Annotated in this window: 2 protein-coding genes; both read right to left on the bottom strand. The window is 46.7% G+C overall.

Annotated elements, in window-relative coordinates; all coding sequences use genetic code 11:
* Positions 1-247: 247 nt before the first annotated feature.
* A complete protein-coding gene (locus tag HQ41_RS06135; protein WP_044189332.1) occupies positions 248-1528 on the bottom strand; it encodes a DUF2851 family protein in 1281 nt (426 codons plus the stop codon).
* A gap of 265 nt (positions 1529-1793) precedes the next feature.
* Positions 1794-2882: a mannose-1-phosphate guanylyltransferase gene (locus tag HQ41_RS06130; protein ID WP_044189331.1), complete on the bottom strand. Its 1089-nt coding sequence runs from the start codon at positions 2880-2882 to the stop codon at positions 1794-1796.
* Positions 2883-3210 lie beyond the last annotated feature (328 nt).

Genomic DNA, 3210 nt, shown 5'->3' with positions numbered 1-3210 from the left:
ATATCCCTCAGGGATGGGGATAGGGGGATAGTATTCAAGGCTCCCAAAGCCGCTCAAACACGCAAAAAACACCGAGAAAGATACAAGAACCTTTGAGCCGCACATTGCGCAATAGTCTCGTAAGGGTTGTGCGTGTGAATGCAGGTGCACATCCAGAGCATCAGATTAGTGTTACCGTGCATTTACTCCCAAGGTAATACACGTCTGGAACCTCCTAATTGTAAGGTTGAGTGATATGTGTTTTTAGCTATAAGCTAGATGATGGCCTGCTGCTAACGCACATCTTGGCTCGACCGAAGCGGCAAAAGAGGCATTTGCGCCTCTGGCAATACATCTTGTATAGCTCTAGTAGAGCTTGACTCTCTGAGGCATTAGTGGCTGTTAGTCCTGCACGAGCAAACAGCCTGATAGGTCGATTGTCTTCTGCTACTAGTGACTTCAGTAGTTGGCTCGATCGCTCTCGAAGCTCTGGACGACTGTCTAGCATTGCCACTAGGTATTGATAAGGTACGACGACATTGACTCCAAGCATTCTTACGGAAGCCTTTGATAACCCACCTATCCTTGACCATGAAGCGAGCGATGCCCGATAGTGGTGTCTGAGTTCTATGCCGAAGAGCCTCTCTAGAGCTCTCTCCGAGTCTACCTCTAGACATAAGTCCGATAGGAAGTCGTGTTGATGTATGATGTTGGCAATCTGTATGAGTCGTTTAGTAGGGAAACTTGCCGGACGGGTACGTGTTAGCCGAAAGGTACTGCTGGGCAGAGGCTGAGTAAGTTGGTATTTGTGTGCGAGGAATTGATGTTCTTTGCGTAGAGTTTCGACGTAGTCATCTTTGGGGAGTTGTTTTAGTAGGCCTGCCTGTCCTAGTAGTAGGGCCTCTAGCTGGAGTAGATGATCTCGATGTTTTAGTAAGTAGCGTAATGGTAGATTTCGGGCAAGTCGCTCCATAGCATCATTGTTTAGCCCAAAGCCAAAGTATCTCATCAAGAGCATATACAGAGCTTCCAATCTATCCGACTGATGCTGCTCCAAGTACTTCTGTAGTTCCTCTAGGCGTCTCTCTAGTCGGTGTCGTAGTAGCTCCTCGTACCAGTCATGCTTCTCAATCTTGGTCAGCATATCGGTTAGAGGTGCGCAGGGTAGTTCTTGGCTGTGGTGTACTAGATAGAGTGCTCTCTGCTCTAGCTCTTCGGGATAGACTATTCGGCAGCTAGGGATCAGCCTTCCTCGAATGTCGTATGTTGGTGCTCCTTGCTCTACAACTATGTGTAGAATTACCGACTGATAGAGAGGATTGTGTTGGTGCTTATGTCTATACCACTCTTGGGAAGATTGATGTATCTCTATATCTCCACACCAGAGCATATTATCGATGCGTATTTTGGCATTTAGAAAGTCCGGCCCAGCATCAGTATTGTATAGCCCGGGGTCAATAACCTCCAGCCTTCTCCAAGTGTCGTGAGGGGTAGGGGATAGGGTTGTGTATAGACGTTGCTGCCAAATTAAATGCAGTAAGGCTTCCATATGAAGTGTAGTTGAGGCTGTGTGTTTTGACCTTAATGAGATTGATGTGCTAGCCCAAATAGCACAAGGGGAATCGCATTAAAGTGTGTATTCGTTGTGGTTCCTATTTAGGGAGTGTCAGAATGCATAAAGAGCAAGTTGCCAAGACCCAGCCTGACTATACGGCGCTAGAGATATAACCTTAGAGCACTCTGTATGGGCTAGCGGTCATAAGTGGTACTATTCTTTGTGCATTCTGACATAATCGCTTGGGCAAGTAGGGCCCCTAGTCGTACTTCTTGTTGTATGTACTAGAGGCGTTACCCATAAATTCTTTGATGCGCTGCTCTTGATCTTTTTTGCATATCAGAAGAACCTTGTTGGAATGCGCAATGATGCAGTCGTCTATACCCTGAACGACAACCAAAGAGTCTGGGTCCTCCATTGACACAATGTTGCCATGTGCCTCGTAGAAAGCCGAATTGGCATGTAGGATAACATTGCGCTGTTCGTCCTTGTCTTTGAGCTCATAGAGAGAGCCCCAAGTGCCGAGATCAGCCCACCCGAAATCTACGGGTAGAACCGTTACGTTGTCCGCCTTCTCCATAACTCCGAAGTCGATAGATATGCTCTGGCTGCGAGGAAATGCCTCTTTGATGAAGTCGTGTTCCCCTTCGGTGGCATACAGACCTGCTCCTTCGTCCAGCAGAGAGCACAGCTCGGGTAGATGCTGGCGTAAGGCAGAGGTAATGGTCTGTATGTTCCAGATGAACATGCCACTATTCCACAGAAACTCCCCACTGTCTAGGAAAATTTGTGCCATCTCTAGATTAGGCTTTTCAGTGAAAGTCTTTACGTTATGGAACGCCTCGTTGTCTGCTTTCTGTTTACCCATCTGAATGTATCCGTAGCCCGTTTCTGGTCGCGAGGGGCGTACGCCAAGGGTTACGAGCTCAGAGTGACGCTCTACGTAGCTTAGGGCACTCTGAACATCTTTACTGAATTCCATTTCGTTCAGAATTAGATGATCAGAGGGGCTAACAACGATGTTGGCCTGTGGGTTAAGTGCCTGTATGTGGTAGCAGGCATAGGCAATACATGGAGCTGTATTGCGCCTTAGGGGTTCTAGTAGGATTTGGTTAGGGCTTAGACTTGGAAGTTGCTCTAGTACTTGGTCCCGATAGATCTCGTTGGTAACCACTAGAATGTTTTTCGTAGGGATAAAGGTGGCAAATCGGTAGAAGGTCATCTGTAGAAGAGAGCGACCAGTGCCGAATATATCTAGAAACTGTTTGGGTCTATTCTCTCTGCTAGATGGCCAGAATCGGCTTCCGATCCCCCCTCCCATGATGATGCAGTAGCTATTCTCAAACATGGCTATACATTATTTATAAATTAAAATATGCTCAATGCTCTCAGGCTATGTCAATCTATGATCTAGACTGCGAGAGGTGCGTAGACTCGAAAACCTAAGCCTTAGCCCTAACTCAGACAAGCCAAACAAAAGTAATCAAAAAAAGACTAAAAAGACTACTTTGAGACTATTGCGCAATGCACCGCTCAAAGTTTCTTGTATCTTTCTCGGTGTTTTTTGCGTGTTTGACGGCTTTGGGAGACTTGAATACTATCCCCCTATCCCCATCCCTGAGGGATATTTCCCTCAGGGATGGGGATTTTACGGTTATTTGACACCTTCAAGCACA

Origin of the sequence: Porphyromonas sp. COT-290 OH860, assembly GCF_000768935.1 — a bacterium.
Taxonomy (GTDB): Bacteria; Bacteroidota; Bacteroidia; order Bacteroidales; family Porphyromonadaceae; genus Porphyromonas.
Note: the sequence above shows the minus strand (reverse complement) of the source record. Positions and strands in the feature narration are given on the sequence as shown.